This is a genomic window from Rhodoferax sp. (assembly GCF_028715765.1).
Lineage (GTDB): Bacteria > Pseudomonadota > Gammaproteobacteria > Burkholderiales > Burkholderiaceae_C > Rhodoferax.
The window spans coordinates 87,376-107,468 of the sequence record NZ_JAQURE010000008.1 but is presented as its reverse complement, the minus strand read 5'-3'; the positions used below and the strand labels follow the sequence as shown (position 1 = coordinate 107,468).

Sequence of the window (20,093 nt, the reverse complement as noted above, 5' to 3'; positions counted from 1 at the left end):
TTTTGATTTTGATGGAAGTCATTGGCGACCTGCTGCCCCCAGGCGTGCTCAACATCGTCAACGGTTATGGCCGCGAAGCCGGTATGCCGCTGGCCACCAGCAAACGCATTGCCAAGATTGCCTTCACCGGCTCCACTTCTACCGGTCGGGTGATTGCGCAAGCCGCTGCCAACAACCTGATTCCGGCCTCGCTGGAGCTCGGCGGCAAATCGCCCAATGTGTTCTTTGCCGACATCATGGACAAAGACGACGGCTTTCTGGACAAAGCCATTGAAGGCTTGGTGCTGTTTGCCTTTAACCAGGGCGAAGTGTGCACCTGCCCCAGCCGCGCCTTGATTCAAGAAAGCATTTACGACAAGTTCATGGAACGGGTGCTGCCACGCGTCAAAGCCATCAAGCAGGGCAACCCGCTGGACTCTGAAACCATGCTCGGTGCACAAGCCTCGCAAGTGCAGTTGACCAAGATTTTGTCGTACCTGGACATCGGTAAACAAGAAGGCGCTCAAGTGCTCACTGGGGGTCACCAAGCCAACTTGAGTGGCGATTTGGCCGGTGGCTATTACGTGGAGCCCACGCTGCTCAAGGGTCACAACAAAATGCGCGTGTTCCAGGAAGAAATTTTCGGACCCGTGCTGGCTGTCACCACTTTCAAAGACGAAGCCGACGCACTTGCACTGGCCAATGACACGCTGTATGGCTTGGGCGCTGGTGTCTGGAGCCGCAACGGCAATGTGGCCTACCGCATGGGTCGCGCCATCAAGGCAGGTCGCGTCTGGACCAACTGCTACCACGACTACGCCGCGCACGCAGCCTTTGGTGGCTACAAAGAGTCCGGCATTGGCCGTGAAACCCACAAGATGATGCTCGACCACTACCAGCAAACCAAGAACCTGCTGGTGAGCTACAGCGAAAGCAAGCTGGGCTTCTTCTGATCAAGCTGGCTACTCTTGCCAACCCGCGCTGCGAGGCAGGCGGGTGGGGCAACCCATCGGCAGCAGCGCCGCGTTGACCCGCAGCGCGCGCTGGGTATTTGACTACGCAAATGTCCCCCGGATTGGGGCAGAGCCCCAATCCTCCTCCTTGATTTTGCTACGTCAAACACCCAACGCACGCTGCTGGACGCTACCGGTATTTTTCATTGATCGGTGTCGCAGTTCACCACCTATTTCACTATTTTGGGGAGCACATCATGGTCGACAAAGTGATTGCCACACCCGCTGCACTTGAGCTCATTGCTTTCCTGAAAACCAAACACGGCCCCGGCCTGATGTTTCACCAGTCGGGTGGCTGCTGTGACAACAGCGCTGCCAATTGCTACCTGCTGGGTGAAATCACCATGGGCGCGGGCGATGTGCTGCTGGGCGAGATTGGCGGCTGCGCGTTTTACATTGGCAAAGCGCAATATGACTACTGGAAACACACCCAGCTGATCATCGACGTGGTCGATGGCAGCGGGGGTGATTTTTCATTGGAAACACCCGAGGGCAAGGGCTTTCTGACCCGCTCACGGGTGTTTACCGCTGAAGAACTGCAAGCCTTGCAGGGTTTGAAACAGACAGATTAAGGGCGCAGGCGGCGACTAGCGCACCATCACGCCTGAGAGCTGCTGCATGATTTCACGGCCAATGGCGCTCAGGGGCACGGTTTTTTCTACCCCGCCGCGTTTCACAGCCTCTTTGGGCATGCCATAGACCACGCAGCTGGCCTCGTCTTGCGCCACTGTGCGGGCACCGGCCTTGCGCATCTCGGCCAGCCCGGCGGCACCATCGTCGCCCATGCCGGTCATGATGACGCCCAGCGCATTGGCACCGGCGCATTTGGCCACTGAGCGAAACAGCACGTCCACACTGGGGCGATGCCGGTTCACCAGCGGGCCGTCCATCACCTCCACGTAATACTGCGCACCAGTGCGGCGCAGCAGCATGTGCTTGCCGCCGGGGGCGATCAGGGCGCGGCTGTTGATAACGCGGTCGTTGTTTTGCGCTTCTTTCACCTCAATCTGGCACAGGCCATTGAGGCGCTCGGCAAAGGCGGCGGTGAATTTCTCAGGCATGTGCTGCACGATCACAATGCCGGGTGTCACGCGCGGCAGGCTGGTCAGCACCACTTCAAGCGCCTGTGTGCCGCCGGTAGACGTGCCCAGCGCCACCACGCGCTCGGTGGTCTGGATCATGGCGCTGTGTTTGTCTGCGGCGGGCATGATCACATCAGCGGTGTTTTTGGCAGCCACATGAATGGCGCGCACATTGGCCTTGGCCGCGGCCTTGACCGCCGTCACCAGGTCTTGCGAGGCATCTTCCAGAAACTGCTTCAGGCCAATTTTTGGCTTGGTGATGATGCTGACCGCGCCTGCGGCCAGCGCTTGCATGGAGGTTTGTGCACCAGCCTCGGCCAGGGTGGAGCAAATCACCACCGGCGTGGGTTTTTCGGCCATGACTTTTTTCAGGAACGTGATGCCATCCATGCGCGGCATCTCGATGTCGAGCACGATCACATCAGGCCACTGCACCTTCATGCGGGCAATCGCCAAAATCGGGTCGGCCACGGCGGCCATGACCTCGATGTCGGGGTCAGCTGCCAGCTGGCTGGCCACCACCTGGCGCACCACGGCCGAGTCGTCCACCACCAGCACTTTGATTCGGCTCATTTTTGTACTCCTTTGACGGCGTAATGATCCGCCGAAATTTCCAACCGGGACGGCCGCACCTGGCGTTGCCAGACGTCGCCATTGCTGACGTTGAACACAATTTGCCGATGCCCGTCGCCAAACAAACTCTCGGTCATCACCTCCAGGCCGTGCTTTTGCAGCAGCGCCCGGGCTGCTTCGCCATTGCGCTGCCCCACGGTGATGTGACTGGCGCGCTGCTGCCCCGGAAACATGTTGCCGCCGCCAAACACCTTGGCCTGGCATTGTTTGGGCGAGACACCGGCAGCCTGCAGGTCTTTGAACATCAGGTGCAGCGCCTCGTCGCCATAACGGCCATCCCAGTCGTGCTCTGGCACCGCGTGGCCGCGCGTGGGCAGCAAAAAATGCGACATACCCCCCACCCGGGCTTGCGGGTGCCACAGGGTCATGGACACGCACGATCCCAAAATGGTGCGAATCTGAAACCCGGCATCGGCCACAAACAGCTCACCGGGCTGCAAAAAAATGTCCATCAAGTCTTTCAGTCTGGGCACGGGTCACTCACAGCGGTTTTTGGTAAATGGAAGGTGCCACCATGCGCACCGCGCTGCTGATGTCGTTGAGGCTCTCTGAGTGGCCAATGCAAAAGTAGCCGCCCGGCTTGAGGGTCGAGATCACCCGCGCCACCACGTCGCGCTTGGTGTCTTGGTTGAAGTAAATCATCACATTGCGCAAAAACACCAGGTCAAACAAGCCCAGCTGCGGCAGCGCAGCGTTCAGGTTGAGGTGGCGAAACAGCACCTTGCTGCGCAGGCTGCGGTCCACCAGCAGCATGCCGTCGTAGTTGCCGGTGCCTTTGCGGCAAAAGCGGCGCAAATACTCGGGCGGAATGTGGCGGCCACGCTCCATGGAAAACAAGCCGCGGCGCGCGCCCTCGATCATGCGGGTGCTGATGTCGGTGCCCAAAATCTCCCATGGCGTGGTTTGCATGCAGTCCGCCAGCACCATGGCCATGCTGTAGGCCTCTTCACCGCTGGAGCTGGCTGCACTCCACACCCGGTACGGCTCGGGGCGGCTGCGCGCCGCCAGCGCTTGCGCGCGCATGAACTCAAAGTGTTTGATTTCCCTGAAAAAATAAGTCTCGTTGGTGGTCAGCAAGTCCACCGCTGTTTGCATCTCTTGAGGCTGTTGGCCACTGGCAATGAGCTTGAAGTAAGCGCCAAAACTCTCCAACCCATGCGCTGCCAGCCGCTTGCCCAGCCGCCCGGTCACCAGGGCTTTTTTGGCGTCAGACAGGGTGATGCCAGCGGCTTCAAAAATGAACTTCTGGAATTGCGCAAACTCTGCGGCGGTGATGGCAACGGGCTGCACGCGGCGTCCTTTTTATATGTGTTTTAAGCCTCTAGGGCTTATTTAATAAGCGTAGATAGCTATTTAACCAATAGCATCAAACTAGCCCAAGCGGAAAAACCGCATGCTCTGCTGCAGCTGCTCGGCCTGGCCACTCATCTCCTCAGAGGTGGCGGCCAGCTCTTCAGAGGCCGACGCATTTTGTTGGGTGATCTGGCTCAGCTGCGCCACCGCGGTATTGATCTGCGCCACGCCACTGGTTTGCTCACCGCTGGCGGCGGTGATTTCTTGCACCAGGTCTGAGGTTTTGCGAATATTGGGCACCATTTGCGCCAGCAGGCTGCCAGCTTTTTCAGCCATGGCCACACTGCTGGCGGCCACCTCGCCAATTTCCGCGGCGGCCACCTGGCTGCGCTCGGCCAGTTTGCGCACCTCGGCGGCCACCACGGCAAAACCTTTGCCGTGCTCGCCAGCGCGGGCGGCTTCAATGGCGGCGTTCAGCGCCAGCAAATTGGTTTGTGCCGCAATGTCGTCAATGATGCCAATTTTTTTGGCAATTTGCTTCATGGCCGCCACCGTGGCAAGCACCGCCTGACCACCATCGGCGGCGTCGCTGGCGGCTTGGCTGGCCATGCCTTCGGTGACCTTGGCGTTTTGGCTGTTTTGCGCAATGCTGGCGGTCATTTGCTCCATGCTGGCGCTGGTTTCTTCTACGCCCGCAGCCTGTTCGCTGGCGGCCTGGCTCAAAGACTGCGCCGTGGCGCTGATTTGGCCAGAGGCGCTGGCCAGCGCATGGGCGCCGCCGTTGACGTCGCTGACCACCTGGCTGAGTTTGTCGACCATCGACTTCATGGCAAACAGCAGGCTGCTGTGGTCTTTGGCACCGGTGGCAATGGCCAGGGTCAAATTGCCCGCGGCCACTTCTTGTGCAATGTGTTTGGCGTAAGCCGGCTCGCCACCCAGCTCGCGCAGCAGGTTGCGGATGATCCAGAACGACAAGGCCAGTGTCAGCAGCAGGCAAACCAGGGCACCGCCCAGGGTAATCAAAAATTGCCGGTAAGCACGCACAGCACCGTCGTGCGCCTTTTGCACGATGTCGACCGCGACGCTTTGCTCCACTTGCCGAATGGCATCAATGCGCTGGGTGGACTGCTCAAACCAGTGCTCGCTGGCCACGCCGTATTGCCCGGCCAAGTTTTTGTCCACCACCCGCTGGCGGATGCGCGCCACTTCTTGGCTGAAACCCTGCTCACCCAGCGCGGCAAACGCCTGCACCTGGGTCAGCGTGGCATAGGTCAAAAAGGTCTCGAACTGGGTGTCTTGCTTGAACAGGCGCTCCATCAAGCCCTGAAATTGCACCATGTTGATGGTGTCAGACACCAGCACGCCGGTCAAAAAAGCCCGCTCTTGCCCGGCCCACTCCTTGCCCTTGATGAGGGCAAACAGCGCCGTCATCTTGCGCGCCACCGATGGCTCCACGTCTTGCACGCTCACTGCCGCCAAAGACTTGAGCAGCACGGCAATGGTTTGGGTGTAGTAAGCCGCCGTTTGCGCGCCGCTGCGCTGCAGGGCGGTGATAGCCTGGCGCTCTGCGCCCAGCACATCAAGCCGCTCCAGTGCTGCGGCCACCAAACCTGGCGCCACCGTGGCGGCTTGTTTGAGCACGCCCACGCTGGCATCAGTCACCTCACGCCGTTTGGCCACCACGTCAGCAAACTTCTTGCCACCCGAGGTGCTAAAGCCGGTGCTGCTGCCGCGCTCGATTTGCAGGTTGTGCACCACGTCGCTGAGGGCCACCACCACCGGCATCAGGCGCTCGGTTTGGTCAGTGGCTCGGTATTGGCGCCACTCGTTCACCGCCGCCAGCGTGGCCAGCAGCAGCAAGGCCAGCAGGGGCACCGACACCAGCAGCAGCAAGCGGCTGACAATGGACTTGAGCAACGGCATACAGTCTCTTTCAAATTTTGAGCCTTCAGGCCAGGTGTTTAAAGCAACGAATGCTCTCTAAAAAATAGCGATTAAGCGATTTCCTGAGTGGCCAGGGCGGCCACTTGTCCGGCTTGCCCCAGCTGGCCAATTTCTTCCATCGACAGCACTTTGTTGACGTTGAGCAAAATCACAAACTTGCCATTCACCTTGGCAATGCCTTCAATGAATTCGCTGCGAATCTTGGCTCCAAAGCTGGGCGCCGGTTCGATCTCGGTGGTGGGGATTTCCAGCACGGCTTGCACCGAGTCCACCACAATGCCCATGTTCTGGTGCTCACCTTCCACGGCCGTGGGCACTTCCACAATCACAATGCAGCTGCTCTTGATGACCGGCGTGCTGGGCTTGCCAAAGCGGTTGGACAAGTCCATCACCGGCACCACCGCACCGCGCAGGTTGATGACGCCGCGAATGCAGGCGGGCATCATCGGCACCTCGGTCAGGTTGGCATACCAGATGATCTCTTTGATGCACAAAATACCCAGCGAGAACATTTCGCCACCGAGCATGAAGGTCAGGTATTGTTTTTCCTCTACAACGCTGGTGCCGCTTGCGGCGGCAGCGCTTGATTTTGAGGGGGCTTGGGGGTCTGTTTTAACCAAGGCGTTCATGGCAGCCCCCGCTCAAAATTTGGTGAACTGGGATTCATCAAGCGCCATGCCTGCATCGGCCGTGGCTTTGCTGGCCACGGTGGCCGGAGCTTTGCTGGGCGCCGCTTTTTTGCTGCTGGCGCTGCTTTTGCGCACGCTGAAACTGCTGCTGGTGCGGCCTGCGCCGTCGAGCTTGAAGAACTGCATGGTGTGCTGCAGTTGCTCGGCCTGGCTGCTCATTTCTTCAGACGTGGCGGCCAGTTCTTCGGAGCTGCTGGCGTTTTGCTGGGTGGTGGTGTTGAGCTGGCTGACCGCGCTGTTGATCTGACCCACACCGCTGCTTTGCTCGGTGCTGGCGGCGGTGATTTCTTGCACCAGGTCGCTGGTCTTGCGGATGTTGGGCACGATCTCATCCAACAGCTTGCCAGCTTTTTCTGCCAGTTCTACGCTGCTACTCGCCACTTCGCCAATTTCTTGCGCGGCCACCTGGCTGCGTTCGGCCAGTTTGCGCACCTCGGCGGCCACCACGGCAAAGCCCTTGCCGTGCTCACCGGCGCGGGCGGCTTCAATGGCTGCGTTCAGGGCCAGCAAATTGGTTTGTGCCGCGATGTCGTCAATGATGCCGATTTTCTTGGCAATCTGCTTCATGGCTTCCACCGTGGCCTTGACGGCTTCGCCACCGTCGGCGGCGTCTTTGGCGGCCTTGCTGGCCATGCCGTCGGTGATCTTGGCGTTTTCGGTGTTTTGCGCAATGCTGCTGGTCATCTGCTCGATCGACGCGCTGGTTTCTTCCACCCCGGCAGCCTGTTCGCTGGCGGCCTGGCTCAAACTCTGCGCTGTGGCACTGACTTCTTCAGAGGCGCTGGCCAAGGCTTGCGCACCGCCATTCACGTCGGTCACCACCTGGGTGAGCTTGCCGATCATGTTTTGCATGGCGGCCAGCATTTGGCCGGTTTCGTCTTTGGCGGGGTTGTCAATTCGCACCGTCAGGTCGCCGTCGGCCAGGCGGTTGGCCACGTTCAGGGCTTCGTTCACCGGCTGGGTGATCGAGCGGGTCAGAATCCAGGCCAGCAAAGCGCCCAAGGCAATGGCCACTGCGGCCAGTGTCAGCATCAGGGTGTGGGCTGAGTTGTAAGCCGCTTGCGCTGCGGCATAGTCTTTCTTGTTACCTTCCTCTTGGAAGGCGGTATTGGCATCCAGCGCCTCTTGCCATTTTGCTGCTGCAGGCCGGGCTTCGCCCATTAACAGCGCTACCGCTTCTTCGGTCTTACCTGCAGCGCTTAGTTCAACCACCTTGTCATTCAAAGGCCGGGCAACCGTTGCGGCATCTTTGATTTTGGCGCGATTAGCCTTGCCTTGTTCACTGGCTGGCGTCTTGCTCAGTTCGTCGAAGGCGTCGTTGTAATCGGCGCGTGCTTTCTCTATGGCCTTGCGAAGCGTTGCTTGCCCTGCAGAGTCTTTGATCAGCATCAAGGTGCGCATCATGCGCTGCACGTCGTTCAACGACTTGGCCATGCGGTCGTTCAAGTTCATCTTGAACATGTTGTCATTGACGATCTCGTCCAGGCGCCCCTGCACATTGGCCATGCCGTTGATACCCACTCCCGCCAGTGCAGCCATTAAGGCCAACACCACGGCAAAACCCAGCGACAAGCGCAGGCCGATTTTCATATTTGCAAACATGTCAATACCCCTTTAAAAAAACAGTTTCAATTCAGACTCGCGTGCGCTTGGCTCGCCTGCCCGCTCTTGTCCACGGCCTGGCGCACCAGTTGCGGCACGTCCAGAATCAGCGCCACGTCGCCGCTGCCCAAAATGGTGGAGCCGCTGATGCATTTGCTTTGCGCAAACATTTGCCCCAGCGGCTTGATCACGGTCTGGAACTCGCCCAGCAGCGTGTCGACCACCAGCCCGGCCTTTTGCCCGGCGTGTTTGAGCACCACAATGTTTTCGCCCTTGGCCGGTTTGCCTTTGACCGAGAACAGCTCGCGCAGGCGGATGAATGGCAGCACCTCGCCGCGCAGGTTGGTGTAGTCGTGCCCCGGCTCGGCGCTATAGGCCACGCACTCTTCGATCATGTCCAGGGGAATGGCATACACGGCCTTGTCCAGCCCCACCAAAAAACCGTCGATGATGGCCAGCGTGAGCGGCAGGCGCACCGTCACGGTGGTGCCCACGCCCTCGCTGCTGGCTACACCCACGGTGCCGCGCAGGGCGGTGATGTTGCGCTTGACCACGTCCATGCCCACGCCCCGGCCAGACAGGTTGGTGACCTTTTCTGCGGTGGAAAAGCCGGGCTCAAAGATCAGCGCATAAATCTCGGCATCGGTCAGGTGGTGGCCGGGCTCAACCAGGCCGCGCTCTTGGGCTTTGGCCAAAATTTTGTCTTTTTTCAGGCCGCCGCCGTCGTCAGACACGGTGATGACAATCGCGCCGCTGTCATGAAAAGCGTTGAGCTTGAGCGTGCCGTAGGCCGGTTTGCCACGCTGTTGGCGCACGTCAGCGGCTTCAATGCCGTGATCCATGCTGTTGCGCACCAGGTGCATCAGCGGGTCGCCAATTTTCTCGACCACGGTTTTGTCCAGCTCGGTGTCTTCGCCGTCAATGTCAAGGCGGATGTCTTTGCCCAGCTCGCGCGACATGTCGTGCACCACGCGTTGGAAACGGCTGAAGGTGGCACCAATGCGCACCATGCGCAGTTGCAGCGCACTGTCGCGCACCTCCTCCACCAGCGTGGCCAGTTTGGAGGTGGCCTCGGTCAGCTCAATCACCTTGGAGCGGTGGGCGATCAGGTTCACGCTGGCCCCGGCAATGATGAGTTCGCCCACCAGGTTGATGAGTTGGTCGAGCTTGTCGGCATCCACACGGATCGACTTGCTCTCGGCCGCGCCCAGGTCTTTGACTTGCTTTTGCTTGTGCAGCGCGGCTTCTACCACCTCGGGCTGGACCGAGCCTTGCTCGACCAGAATGGTGCCAATGGGTTTGCTGGGGTCGTCGCTTTGCGCATTGAGCGCCATGTCTAGCTCTTGGGGCGTGAGCGTGCCGCAGCGCACCAGCATGTCGCCCAGGCGGGCGGCCTCAGAGGGTTGCAGGCTGATCAGGCTGATGTATTCAGAGATGCGGCTGTGCGGCGGCAAGATCACCAAGCGGCTGTCGTCCCGCACAAACTCGAACACGCGCTCAATGGCAGCTTTGTCAACTTGGGTTTGAAACGCCATCTCAAAGCCCAGGTAGCACAGCTCGGGGTCCATGGCGGCAGCGTCGGGCAGGGCATCGGCCACGGTTTCGATGGCCGAGACCGTGCCCATGGTGCCCAGGTAGCGAATGAACGAGAGCGGGTCCATGCCGTTGCGCAGCACATCAGGCGCAAAGCGCACCGAGATGTGCCAGTGGTCGGCGTGCACGCTGTCGCTGTCAATGCGGCGCACATGTTCAGCATCATTTTGGCCTGTAGCGCTTGTTGTCATTGCGCCAGCAGCTCCATTTTTAGGAGTATTCTGGGGCACCGCACTGGCTTTGCCAGCACCAAGGTAGCTGCGCAGCTGCGCCAGCAGCGGCTCGCCTTGGGCTTGCAGCTCGGGCGTGCCTTGCAGGTTGCCCGCGGCAATGTCGTCCACCAGCGCGCCAATGTGGTCGTTGCAGGCCAGCATCAGCACCACCAGCTGGTCAGCCAGCGGCAGCTGACCGGCGCGCACCTTGTCGAGCACGCTCTCGGCCACATGGGTGAAGGCCACCACATGGTCCAGGCTAAACAGCCCGCTGGAGCCTTTGATGGTGTGCGCAGCGCGAAAAATGGCGTTGACCAGCTCGGTTTTTTCGTCTGCGGCCTCAACGGCCAGCAGCGCGGTTTCCATGTCTTCCAGCAGCTCGCGGCATTCTTCCACGTACACCGCCAGGGCGTCTTTCATGTCGTCATCCATGTCAACTCCTTGCGCTGGCCGCTTTGGCATCCGCATCCATCAGCAGCGGGTCGCCAAAGTAGGCGGCCACGTTGAGCAGTTCAAACACCTCCAGCACGGCCGGGCTGTGGCGCACCAGGCGCAGCGCACGCTGTTGTGCCTGGGCGGTTTTTTTGGCCAGCATCAGCAGTTGCACACCGGCGGTGTCTAGGTCGGTCACGCCTGAGAGGTCGATTTCATCCACCGGGGGCTCGGCCAGCAGCACGGGCTTGAGCTCCATGGCGCGAAAGATAGTCAGCTCGCCCTCAATGCGCAGGGAGTTGGCGGCGCTCATGGCAAGCACAGCCGTTGCACGGCGTTGACCAGTTGTTCGGGCTGAAACGGTTTCACCACCCAGGCACGGGCGCCGGCGGCCTGGCCTTCGCGCTTTTTCTCTTCAGCCGACTCGGTGGTGAGCATGATGACCGGGGTGAACTTGTAGGCCGGCATTTGCTTGACCGCTTTCAGGAACGCAATGCCGTCCATCACCGGCATGTTCACGTCGCTGATGATCATGTGCACCTTTTGGCCGGTGAGCTTGGTCAGCGCGTCTTTGCCGTCGCAGCCTTCGATCACGTCGTAGCCGGCGCCCTTGAGGGCAATGCCAACCACCCGCCGCATGGAAGCGGAGTCGTCGACCACCATAATGAGTTTTGCCATGATGAACTTCCTCTAGAAAAAGCTGATGTCTGTGGTGTTGGCCTGCTGCACCGTGCCGCCTTCGTGAATGATGTGCTGGTCTGCCATCACGTAGGTTTTTTTCAGCTCGGCCAGCAGTTGCTCGGCGTCCAGCGGTTGCAGCACTTGGGTTTGGCCAAACTGCTGCACCTGGTCTTGCAGCACCTCGGGCAGGCGTGCCAGGTTTTTGTTCACCTGGGTCATGATTTGACTGACCCGGTCTGAAAACTGCATTTGCACCAGCGCCTGGTTGACCTCGACCTGAATGCTCATGCTTTCGGTTTGCAGCAGGTCGCTGGAGTGCTGAAAGGCCTCGGTGACGCCTTTGAAGTCGCTCATCACCCGGTTGATGGTGGCGTGCACCGTTTCCAACGAGCCGTCTTCCACCGAGACCGACTCGCGCACCACGCTGCAGGTGTCGGCAATGGCGCTGTTGATGATGTTGACTTTTTCGGCAATTTTTCGGCCGGTGTCGCCCGACTGGTTGGAGAGCATGCGGAACTCTTTGGCCACCACGGCAAAGCCCCGGCCAGACTCGCCCGCACGGGCGGCCTCGATGGCGGCGTTGAGCGCCAGCAAATTGGTTTGCTGGGCAATGCGCGCCACATCAAACGCCATGTCTTTGAGCTCCCCAATGAAGCGATCCAGCCCCTGCACTTTGTCCAGCATTTGCGCCATGCTGGCGCGGGTGGCCTCTTGGCTGGCCACCATGGCGCGCAAGTCGGTCTCGCTGCGGCTAAACAGCGCCGCTACGCCACTGCCTTCCACGCTGTCGGTCTCGGTGGTGACGGTGCGCAAGGCGGCTTCGAGCTTGTCCACAATGCTGCCAAAGCGCTCAGAGAGGGCATTGACCGACGTCTCCATCTGACTGCGTGAGGACTCCATGTGGTTTTGCCAGACCGGCACCACAGCTGCGCCAAACTGCGCTTGTGCGGCCAGGTAGTCGCTGATGTGCTGCTGGGTGGCCAGGCTTTGGGCTTGCAACTTGTGCCCCAGCAGCACGGCCAAAGCCAGCAGCACCGCGGCCAAGACCGAAGCCAGCAGGCTGGCAGACCCAGCCCACAGCACGGCCAGCGCGGCCAAGGCACCCAGCCCGGTGCACAGCGCCCGCGCGGTGAGGTGATGCATGAAGTTTTTCATATGGCTCCCATGGCGGCAGCCCGCATGCTGGCCTGGCTGGTTTTGCTGGCCTGCTCAGCCAGCGCGGTCACGATGGGCATCAGGTCAGCCACAAAATTGGCTTTGCCCACCAGCGCCACAGCACCCAGCTCGCGGGCGGCGGTGCGGTAAGCGTCGTTGTCGTGCAGCGACAAAAACAGCACTTTGGGGGCATGTGGCAGGGTGGCCAGTTGGGCGGCCACTTCCAAGCCGGTCATGTGCGGCATCACGATGTCGAGCAGCACCAGGTCGGGCTGCAGGGTTTGGGCTTTGCGCAAGGCCTCGGCACCGCTGCGGGCTTGGCCCACCACTTCGGCCTCAAGCAGCATGGCCAGGCACTGGCGCACTGCAGTCAAAAAGGTCTGGTTGTCGTCGACCAGCAAGATCCGCAAGCTCATCGGGCAGCTCCAGAATGCCGGGGGGTTGAAAGGTGTGCTGACATGGCTGCAACTCTAAGCCGCCGCCCGGTGCGTGACCATCAGGCCATTACCTGAGAAGCCCTGCGGAAAATACCTGAGGCACAGGGGCGATTCAAAGCTGTGTGGGCTGGGGTTTAAGTGTTTAACCCGGCAGGGCGACTGGGTCAGGCGCATGCGGTTTTGGGGTGAAAGCACGCGCGGGGCTGGCGGATCAGTGTGCCAGCACCTTCTTCGCGCGCATTTCACCCCAAAGCCCGGTCGCCTGACCCAATCACCCTGCCTTGCGTTGATTGGACTCGAATATTTATAATAAAACAGCCTGTAGACCACATATTAAAAGCGTAAGCAGCTATTATTTTTGCAATGACTGCAGCACACTCTCCACGCAGATAAGGCGTGGTGGTTGGGTCAGGTGACCGGGCTTTGGGGGCAAAGGCGCGCGCAAGCGGTGCTGGCACACTGACGCCTCAGCCCCGCGCGTGATTTGCCCCCAAAACCGCACGCACCTGACCCAGCCGCCGCGCCGTGCCAGCGACACAACGACATCAGTCCCGCTGTGCCCGAAACACCACAGCCGCAGAGAGCCACAAACACCCAGCGGCACAGCACTCGCCCGACACTCAACCCATGGCCACTTGGCTTTCTTGGGGTAATGTTTTTGCGCCTGAAGCATCCGCCGGCCCGGCCACAGGCAGCCACACGGTGAAGCAGGCGCCTTGGCCGGGGCTGCTGGTCACGTCGATGCGGCCGCCGTGCTTTTTCACAATGTCATACGACAGCGACAAGCCCAGCCCGGTGCCCTTGCCGACCGGTTTGGTGGTGAAAAAAGGCTCAAAAATACGCGCTTGCACCTCAGGGCTCATGCCTTTGCCGGTGTCTTGCACGGCCAGCCAGACCCAGCCATCGGCGGCGGCGCCGCTGCGCAGGGTGATCTGGCCTTGCGACTCGATGGCCTGGGCGGCGTTGACCAGCAGGTTCAAAAACACCTGGTTGAGCTGTGCCAAATGGCAGCGCACGGCCGGCAGGGGCTGCAGCGCCTTGACCACCGTGGCCTTGTATTTGAGCTCGTTGCGCGCCACGTTCAGGGTGCTTTCCAGCCCATCCAACAGGTCGGCATCTTGCCAGTCTTCATGGTCTATGCGGGCGAAGTCGCGCAGGTCGAGCACAATTTTTTTGACCCGCGCCAAGCCTTCGAGTGACTCGCTGAGCAAGGCCGGGGCATCGTCGCGCAGAAAGTCCAGGTCGGCCTGGGTGCGGGCCTGTTGCAGGGCAGCCTGGGCGGCCTCAGAGCAGGGTGTGCTGTTGACTTCATACACCGCCAGCAGCGCCAGCAGGCTGTGCATGTAGCCCTGCAGCGTGCCCATGTTGGTGTTGATGAAGGCCAGCGGGTTGTTGATTTCATGCGCCACCCCAGCGGCCAGTTGCCCCACGGCGGCCAGTTTTTCAGATTGCACCAATTGCAGTTGCGAGCTGACCAACTGGCGGTTGACCGACTCCAGCTCGGCGAGCTTTTCTTGCAGCGCACGCTCCACCCGTGCTTTGCGCACAATACGCCACAGGTCGTTGCCAATGAGCTGCACGCGCGCCACGTCGTCGGGCGAATAGGCACTGGTCTTGTTGCCCACGCCCAAAATCAAGCAAATGCGGCCTTGGTCAAGCACCGGCACCGAGACCAGCCGGGTCAGCGGCGTGTGGCCGGGTGGCAAACCATGCGGATGCGCAAAGGTGGCGTAGTCGTTGCAAACAAACGGCGCGCGCTCGCGCACGCAATTGACCCAAATGCCTGCCTGGTTGATGGGGTAATGGGTGTCGTGCGCCACGCTGCAACCCTGCAACGCACCTTGCGTCCAGGTGACCAGCTCCAGGGTTTGCTGGTCTTCATTGACAAAATGCAAAAAACCAATCTGACTGGCCGTCAGGCGCTCGACCATTTCCAAGCCTTGGGTCAAGAGTGCCTGCTCGGGCAGTTGGCTGCCCTCTTCATTGAGCAACAGCAGGCCACGGGTGGTTTCGCTGGCCAGGTGCTGCGCCGTGACGTCCATGCTGATGCCGCCCAGGCACGGTGCACCGCTGGCGTCTGGCACCACAAACAGGTGGGTGTCGAAATGCTGCTCGCCAAACACCTGCTCGATGTGCAGGCTGTGGCCGCTTTGCAGCAGCGCTGCGTCGTGGGTGGTCAAGGCATTAGCCACGGCTGGCGGAAAAATGTCATGCGCCGTTTTGCCCAGCAGTGTGCTGGCTGGCACGCCCAGCGTTTTGCCTAGAAAGCGGTTGGCCATCAGCAAGCGCTGTTGGCTGTCTTTCAAAAATGCGGTACCGGGAATTTGGTCAATGAAGCTTTGTGTGAGCTGGTGCGCGGCCTGCAAGTGGGTTTCGACCTGGCGGCGCTCGGTGATGTCGTTCACGGTCAGCAAAAAGTGCAACTTGCCGTCGACGCTGATGGGGCTGCAAAACACCTCCAGCGCCAGCGTTTGGGCTTGTGCGCAGGGGTAGTTGAACTCAAATTGAAGCGGTGCGCTGCGGCTCTGCGCCAGCTTGTCCAGGGCTTGCAGCAGCGCCGGGTCGGCCTGCAAGCCAGCCCGATCCAGCCCCGCGGGGCTGGCCAGCGCTGCATGGTCGAGCTGGAAAAAATTCACGGCCCGAATGTTGGCGTCCACCACGCGCAGGGGCGCGGGGTCCACCACCAGCATGGGCATGGTGCTGCTGGCAAACAGCGCGTTGTAGCGCACCTCGCTCTCTTGCAAGGCAAACGCGATTTGCTGGCGCTGGCTGGCATGGGCAAACGCTTGCATGGTGTGGCCGATGTTGCGGCCCAGCTGGCTCAGCAGGCGGCGCGTGGTTTTGTCAAAGGCGTGCCCGGTGGCAGTCATCAAAAACAACGCGGCGGCGGGCTGGCCAGCAGGCGCCAGTGGCAACACCGCCGCAGACTGCCAACCGTGCGGGTCTGCCAGCGCGGTAAGGGGGGCGGCAGCGGGGTCGTGCGCCAGGTCTTGGCACCACAGGGGTTGGTTTTGCGCCTCGGGCTCAAGCAGTGGCGCAAGGGTGGCCATGTCAGCGGCCGACACAGACTGACCGCTGTGCGCTTGCAGCTTGAAGCTGCGGCTGTGCGCATCAAGCTCACCCACAAACAGGGTATCAAACAAGCCAGACTGGGTGCCGATCTGGCACACCGCCTGAAACAGCGCGGTTTGCGCGCTGCTGTGAATGATGGCGTTGTGGCAGTCCAACGCCATGGCATACAGCTGCACCAGGCGCTGGGGTGGCGCGGCAGCGGCGGGCGGGGGACGATGGAATGTCATGGCTGGGCAGATGCGGTCAGGTCGGGGGTCAGGTGAACGGTGAAGCTGGCACCGCAGGCAGCGCCTGCCTCAGCGGTGCAGTTGCTGGGGCTGATGTGCAGCACGCCACCCATTTGCTGTGCCAGATCAGTGGCCAGCTGCAAGCCCAGCGACTGGCTGCGGCGCTGCTCATAGTCAGGCGGCAAACCGACACCGTTGTCACACACGCACAGCGACCAACTCGGTGGCGTGTCGGCCTGGGCCGGGTCAGGCTGCAGGCACACACTCAAGGTGCCGCTGCGGCCGTCTGGGAAAGCATGCTTCAAGCTGTTGGTGATGAGTTCATTGACCAGCAGCCCGCATGGGGTGGCCATGTCCATGCTGACCTGCACCGGCGTCAAGTCCAGCTGCAACTGCACCGCAGCGTGGCTTTGCGCCCGAAACGCCTGAGTGGCAAGCTGGCGCACATAGTCCGCCAGGTTGACCGAGGCAAAGGTGCCGGTGCGGTAGAGCGCCTCATGCAGCAGCGCCATGGAGCGGATGCGCCCTTGCATGTCTTGCAGCACGGCGCGGGTGCCGGGTTGGCTGTTGCGCCCGGCTTCCAGGCGCAGCAGGCTGGTGATGATTTGCAGGTTGTTTTTGACGCGGTGGTGAATTTCATTGAGCATGGCGCTTTGCTCGTGCACCAGAAGGTCTAGCTGCTGCTGTTTGCGCTGCAGCACCGCATCGCGCTCGCGCAGGCTGTGCAGCAGGTGGTTAAAGCCGGTGATGAGTTGGCCCACTTCGTCGTCAGCCAGCACCGGCAGCGCGGCTGGAAAGCTGGCTGGCGCGGGCAGCACCGACAGCGCGGCGGCCGTGCTGACCAAGGGCGCCAGTTGGCGCCGCAGCACCCACCAGGTCAACCCCAAGAGCAACAGGGTCAGCCAGGCAATGCCCCAGCCCATGCGCTGCTGCAGGGCGCTGATGGGGGCAAATGCCTCTGCGGTGGGCAGGTGCGCTGCCAAGTACCAATTGGCCACCGGCACATTTTTAGCCGCCACCAGCACCGGCGCGCCAGCGGGGGTGGTGCCCACGCCCGAGCCTTCATAGCCCGCCACAAAACGGTCTGCCATGGCGTTGACGCCCGGTGCGGGCAGCGCTTGCATGACGTTACGCTTGTCGCTGCTGGTGACCATCAGGCGCTGGGCTCTGGCCACCAACACGTAACTGCCCGTGCGGCCGTAGTGCGAACCGGCAATTTTGTCGAGAAAGTTAGGCTTTGCCAGGTCAATCACCCCCACCAGTGCGCCCATCGGCTGGCCTTGCGGGTTCAACACCGGTGCCACCAACGAGACCGACGGGCTGTGCAGCTGCTTGCCCACCATGACCGGGCTGATGACCGACTTGCCTTGCTCCAGCACCGGGTTGACATGCGTGGGCTCCCAAAAGGTCACGCCAATGCGCGGAATTGACAGCGGCAAGGCGGCCAACCCCACGCCTTGATCATTGGTGATGAACGTGCCCGCATTGAACATGGCTTGCAGCACCGGGCGGGCTTGTAAATGCTGCTGCAGTGCGCGCGGGTTGGCCAGCAGCGCCGGGCTGATGTCTTTGGCCACCAGCTCAAGGGCACGCAAGCGGTCGGCCAGCTCTTGGTTCACATCTGAGGCAACGATGCTGACTGTGGCAAATTGCTGCTGCGCCAGCTGCGCTTGCAGGTCTTGCTGCAGCAACCGCCCGGCGCCCCAAATGGCACCGACCATGCCCAGCACAAAAATGCCCAGCGTGAGCAGGGTCAAGCGGGTTTGCAGTGAGCGCCAAGACAGTTTGAAGGGGCGAGACAAAAACATTATTTGCTATACTATAAATAGCTGCTTACGCTTATAAACAAAGCGCTAGAGGCCATTTTAGTCATAAAATTCGTGGTGCCACTTGACCAGGGCAGCCGCTGGCATGGGGCGGCCAAAGTAGTAGCCCTGAAACGCGTCGCACTGCAAGCCGGCCAAGATGTCGCGCTGCTCTGGCGTCTCCACGCCCTCGGCAATCACCCGCAGCCCCAGGCTGTGCCCCATGGCAATGACGGCGCGCACAATGGCGGTATCGCTGGCTTGCAGCATCAAATCGCGCACAAAAGACTGGTCGATCTTGAGCTGATCCAGCGGCAGGCGCTTGAGGTAGCTCAGCGACGAGTAGCCGGTGCCAAAGTCGTCCAGCGAAAACTTCACGCCCAGGGCTTTGAGCTGCTGCATTTTGGCAATGACCCCGGCCACGTCGGACACCAACATGCTCTCGGTCAGCTCCAGCTCAATGCGCTGCGGGTTGGTGCCGCTGTGCTGCAAGGCGGCTTGTACCTGCGCCACAAAGTCAGGCTGGGCAAATTGCAGGGCACTGACGTTGATGGCCACCACCCAGTGCGCAGTGGCCGCATCAGCCGCCCAGGCGCTGACCTGGGCACAGGCTTGCTCTAGCACCCATTGCCCCAGCGGCAAGATCAGCTGGCTGTCTTCGGCCAGCGCAATGAACTCGCCCGGTGCCACCAGACCACGCTGCGGGTGCTGCCAGCGCAACAGCGCTTCGGCTCCCAACAACTGGCCCTGACCATTGACTTGCGGCTGGTAATACAACACAAACTCTTGCTGCACCACGGCACGGGTCAGGTCGGTCAGGCGCTGGGCTTGTGCCAGCAGCGCGGTTTGCATGGCCACATCAAAAAAACGCACGGTGTGGCGGCCGGCGCTTTTGGCTTCGACCATGGCAATGTGGGCTTTGCTGAGCAGCTCGTCCACGCTACTGGGCGTGCCGTTGAACAGCACCACGCCCACGCTGGCTTGCAGCGGGTGCGGGTGCAGTGGGTCTTCTTGTGCCAGCGCCTGCAGCAAGGCTTGCGCACATGCCTGGGCCCGGGCACCGGCCTCATGCGGGTTGGGGCTGAGATTTTCCATCAGCACGGCAAACTCATCCCCGCTCATGCGTGCCACGGTGTCGCTGGTGCGCAAAATGGCTTGCATGCGCCGCCCGGCATCTATCAGCACCTGGTCGCCGATGGCCAGGCCATGGGTGTCGTTGATGGTTTTGAAGTTGTCCAAGTCCAGCAGCATCAGCGCCACATGGCTGTGGCTTTGCTGGGCGCGCACTGTGGCTTGCAGCAGGCGCTCTTTGAAACCGGCGCGGTTGGTCAGGCCGGTCAATTGGTCATAAAAGGCCAACCGGTGCAGGGCTTGCTGGCTGTGGGTTTGTGAACTCAAGTCGTGCAACACCGCCACCAGGGTGCGCTGCCCGGCCTCTTGCAGCTGCGACATGGCCACTGACAACGGGAACACGCTGCCGTCTTGGCGCACGCCCTCCACGGGGCCAGGCTGGCGGCTGGCAAATTCGGGCGTGAGGTCAGCCAGGTGCTCGTTTTGAGCGGCGGCGGGCATGAGCTGCTGCAGCGGCAGGCCTTGCAGTTGGTCAGCGCTGTAGCCAAACATGTGGCAGGCGGCGGGGTTGCTGCTCTCCACTTGGCCTTGCGGGTTGATGCACACCACGCCGTCGTGCATGGCGTCAAGCACCGCTTGGCTGCGCCGGGCAGCGTCGCGCAGGCGCGCTTCGGCTTGGCATTTGTAGAGCGCCATTTCCAGCACGTTGTGCAGTTCGCGCTCTGAAAACGGCTTGAGCAGATAGCCGTAGGGTTCAGCCAGCTTGGCACGCGCCAAGATGTCATCGGCATCAAAGGCGGTCAAAAAAACCACCGGGGTGGCCAGCGTGGCGTGCAACGCCTGCGCCACGGCAATGCCGTCGAGCGCGCCAGTGAGTTGAATGTCCATCAACACCAGGTCGGGCTGATGCTGCTGCGCCAGCTGCAAGGCGGCTTCGCCGCTGGGGGTGTGGGCGACTACCGCGTAGCCCATCAGCTGCAGCTGGGCACAAATGTCACGCGCCACCAGCATTTCGTCTTCAACGACCAAAATGCGCGGCATGTGAGAGGGTGGCAACAGGTGGGGCAACATGGTGGGGGTGCGGAAAATTCACAACTTGAGCGCAACGATAGCGGATGCCCCTTGCCCGCGCCATCAGGTCAACACCTGATGGCAGGTTGTGAAACACCTGAG

General features: G+C 61.2%; 15 protein-coding genes and 1 pseudogene. 2 read left to right on the top strand and 14 right to left on the bottom strand.

Features of this window, described 5'->3' with window-relative positions; translation table 11 throughout:
• Positions 1-932 (top strand): annotated as a pseudogene (gene adh / locus PHT20_RS05070) (aldehyde dehydrogenase); the annotation flags it as partial.
• Positions 933-1,189: 257 nt separating this feature from the next.
• Positions 1,190-1,564: a DUF779 domain-containing protein gene (locus PHT20_RS05065; protein ID WP_301019688.1), complete on the top strand. Its 375-nt coding sequence runs from the start codon at positions 1,190-1,192 to the stop codon at positions 1,562-1,564.
• Positions 1,565-1,579: 15 nt separating this feature from the next.
• On the opposite strand, the gene PHT20_RS05060 is transcribed toward PHT20_RS05065, so the two are convergent.
• From PHT20_RS05060 to PHT20_RS04995, 14 genes are all read right to left on the bottom strand, one after another.
• Complete coding sequence (locus tag PHT20_RS05060) at positions 1,580-2,647, bottom strand: chemotaxis response regulator protein-glutamate methylesterase (RefSeq protein ID WP_300084979.1); 1,068 nt, start codon at positions 2,645-2,647, stop codon at positions 1,580-1,582.
• Positions 2,644-3,180 carry a chemotaxis protein CheD gene (locus PHT20_RS05055; RefSeq protein ID WP_301019687.1) on the bottom strand — a complete coding sequence of 179 codons (537 nt, stop codon included), beginning with the start codon at positions 3,178-3,180 and terminating at the stop codon, positions 2,644-2,646. Before PHT20_RS05055 ends, PHT20_RS05060 begins: the two co-directional genes overlap by 4 nt.
• Positions 3,181-3,187: 7 nt before the next feature.
• Positions 3,188-3,997: a protein-glutamate O-methyltransferase CheR gene (locus PHT20_RS05050; protein WP_301019686.1), complete on the bottom strand. Its 810-nt coding sequence runs from the start codon at positions 3,995-3,997 to the stop codon at positions 3,188-3,190.
• A gap of 81 nt (positions 3,998-4,078) precedes the next feature.
• Positions 4,079-5,923, bottom strand: coding sequence for a methyl-accepting chemotaxis protein (locus PHT20_RS05045; RefSeq protein WP_301019685.1), 1,845 nt, complete (start codon positions 5,921-5,923; stop codon positions 4,079-4,081).
• A 71-nt stretch (positions 5,924-5,994) separates the two neighbouring features.
• On the bottom strand, positions 5,995-6,573 hold the full coding sequence (locus PHT20_RS05040) for a chemotaxis protein CheW (protein ID WP_301019684.1): 579 nt from the start codon (positions 6,571-6,573) through the stop codon (positions 5,995-5,997).
• A 12-nt stretch (positions 6,574-6,585) separates the two neighbouring features.
• Positions 6,586-8,235 (bottom strand): methyl-accepting chemotaxis protein, encoded by a 1,650-nt coding sequence (locus PHT20_RS05035; RefSeq protein WP_301019683.1) that lies wholly within the window; start codon positions 8,233-8,235, stop codon positions 6,586-6,588.
• Between the two features lie 26 nt (positions 8,236-8,261).
• Positions 8,262-10,472, bottom strand: a complete 2,211-nt coding sequence (locus tag PHT20_RS05030; RefSeq protein WP_301019682.1) for a chemotaxis protein CheA — start codon at positions 10,470-10,472, stop codon at positions 8,262-8,264.
• A gap of 1 nt (position 10,473) precedes the next feature.
• Positions 10,474-10,785 carry an STAS domain-containing protein gene (locus tag PHT20_RS05025; protein WP_301019681.1) on the bottom strand — a complete coding sequence of 104 codons (312 nt, stop codon included), beginning with the start codon at positions 10,783-10,785 and terminating at the stop codon, positions 10,474-10,476.
• The gene (locus PHT20_RS05020; protein ID WP_300084963.1) at positions 10,782-11,150 is read right to left on the bottom strand and encodes a response regulator; all 369 of its coding nucleotides are present in this window, start codon (positions 11,148-11,150) and stop codon (positions 10,782-10,784) included. Before PHT20_RS05020 ends, PHT20_RS05025 begins: the two co-directional genes overlap by 4 nt.
• Before the next feature lie 12 nt (positions 11,151-11,162).
• Complete coding sequence (locus tag PHT20_RS05015) at positions 11,163-12,296, bottom strand: methyl-accepting chemotaxis protein (RefSeq protein ID WP_301019680.1); 1,134 nt, start codon at positions 12,294-12,296, stop codon at positions 11,163-11,165.
• 8 nt (positions 12,297-12,304) lie between these two features.
• Positions 12,305-12,724, bottom strand: a complete 420-nt coding sequence (locus PHT20_RS05010) for a response regulator transcription factor (protein ID WP_301019679.1) — start codon at positions 12,722-12,724, stop codon at positions 12,305-12,307.
• 641 nt (positions 12,725-13,365) lie between these two features.
• Positions 13,366-16,044 (bottom strand): GAF domain-containing protein, encoded by a 2,679-nt coding sequence (locus tag PHT20_RS05005; RefSeq protein WP_301019678.1) that lies wholly within the window; start codon positions 16,042-16,044, stop codon positions 13,366-13,368.
• Complete coding sequence (locus tag PHT20_RS05000; RefSeq protein ID WP_301019677.1) at positions 16,041-17,852, bottom strand: histidine kinase dimerization/phosphoacceptor domain -containing protein; 1,812 nt, start codon at positions 17,850-17,852, stop codon at positions 16,041-16,043. Before PHT20_RS05000 ends, PHT20_RS05005 begins: the two co-directional genes overlap by 4 nt.
• Positions 17,853-17,909: 57 nt before the next feature.
• Positions 17,910-19,991, bottom strand: a complete 2,082-nt coding sequence (locus tag PHT20_RS04995; protein ID WP_301019676.1) for an EAL domain-containing protein — start codon at positions 19,989-19,991, stop codon at positions 17,910-17,912.
• Positions 19,992-20,093 lie beyond the last annotated feature (102 nt).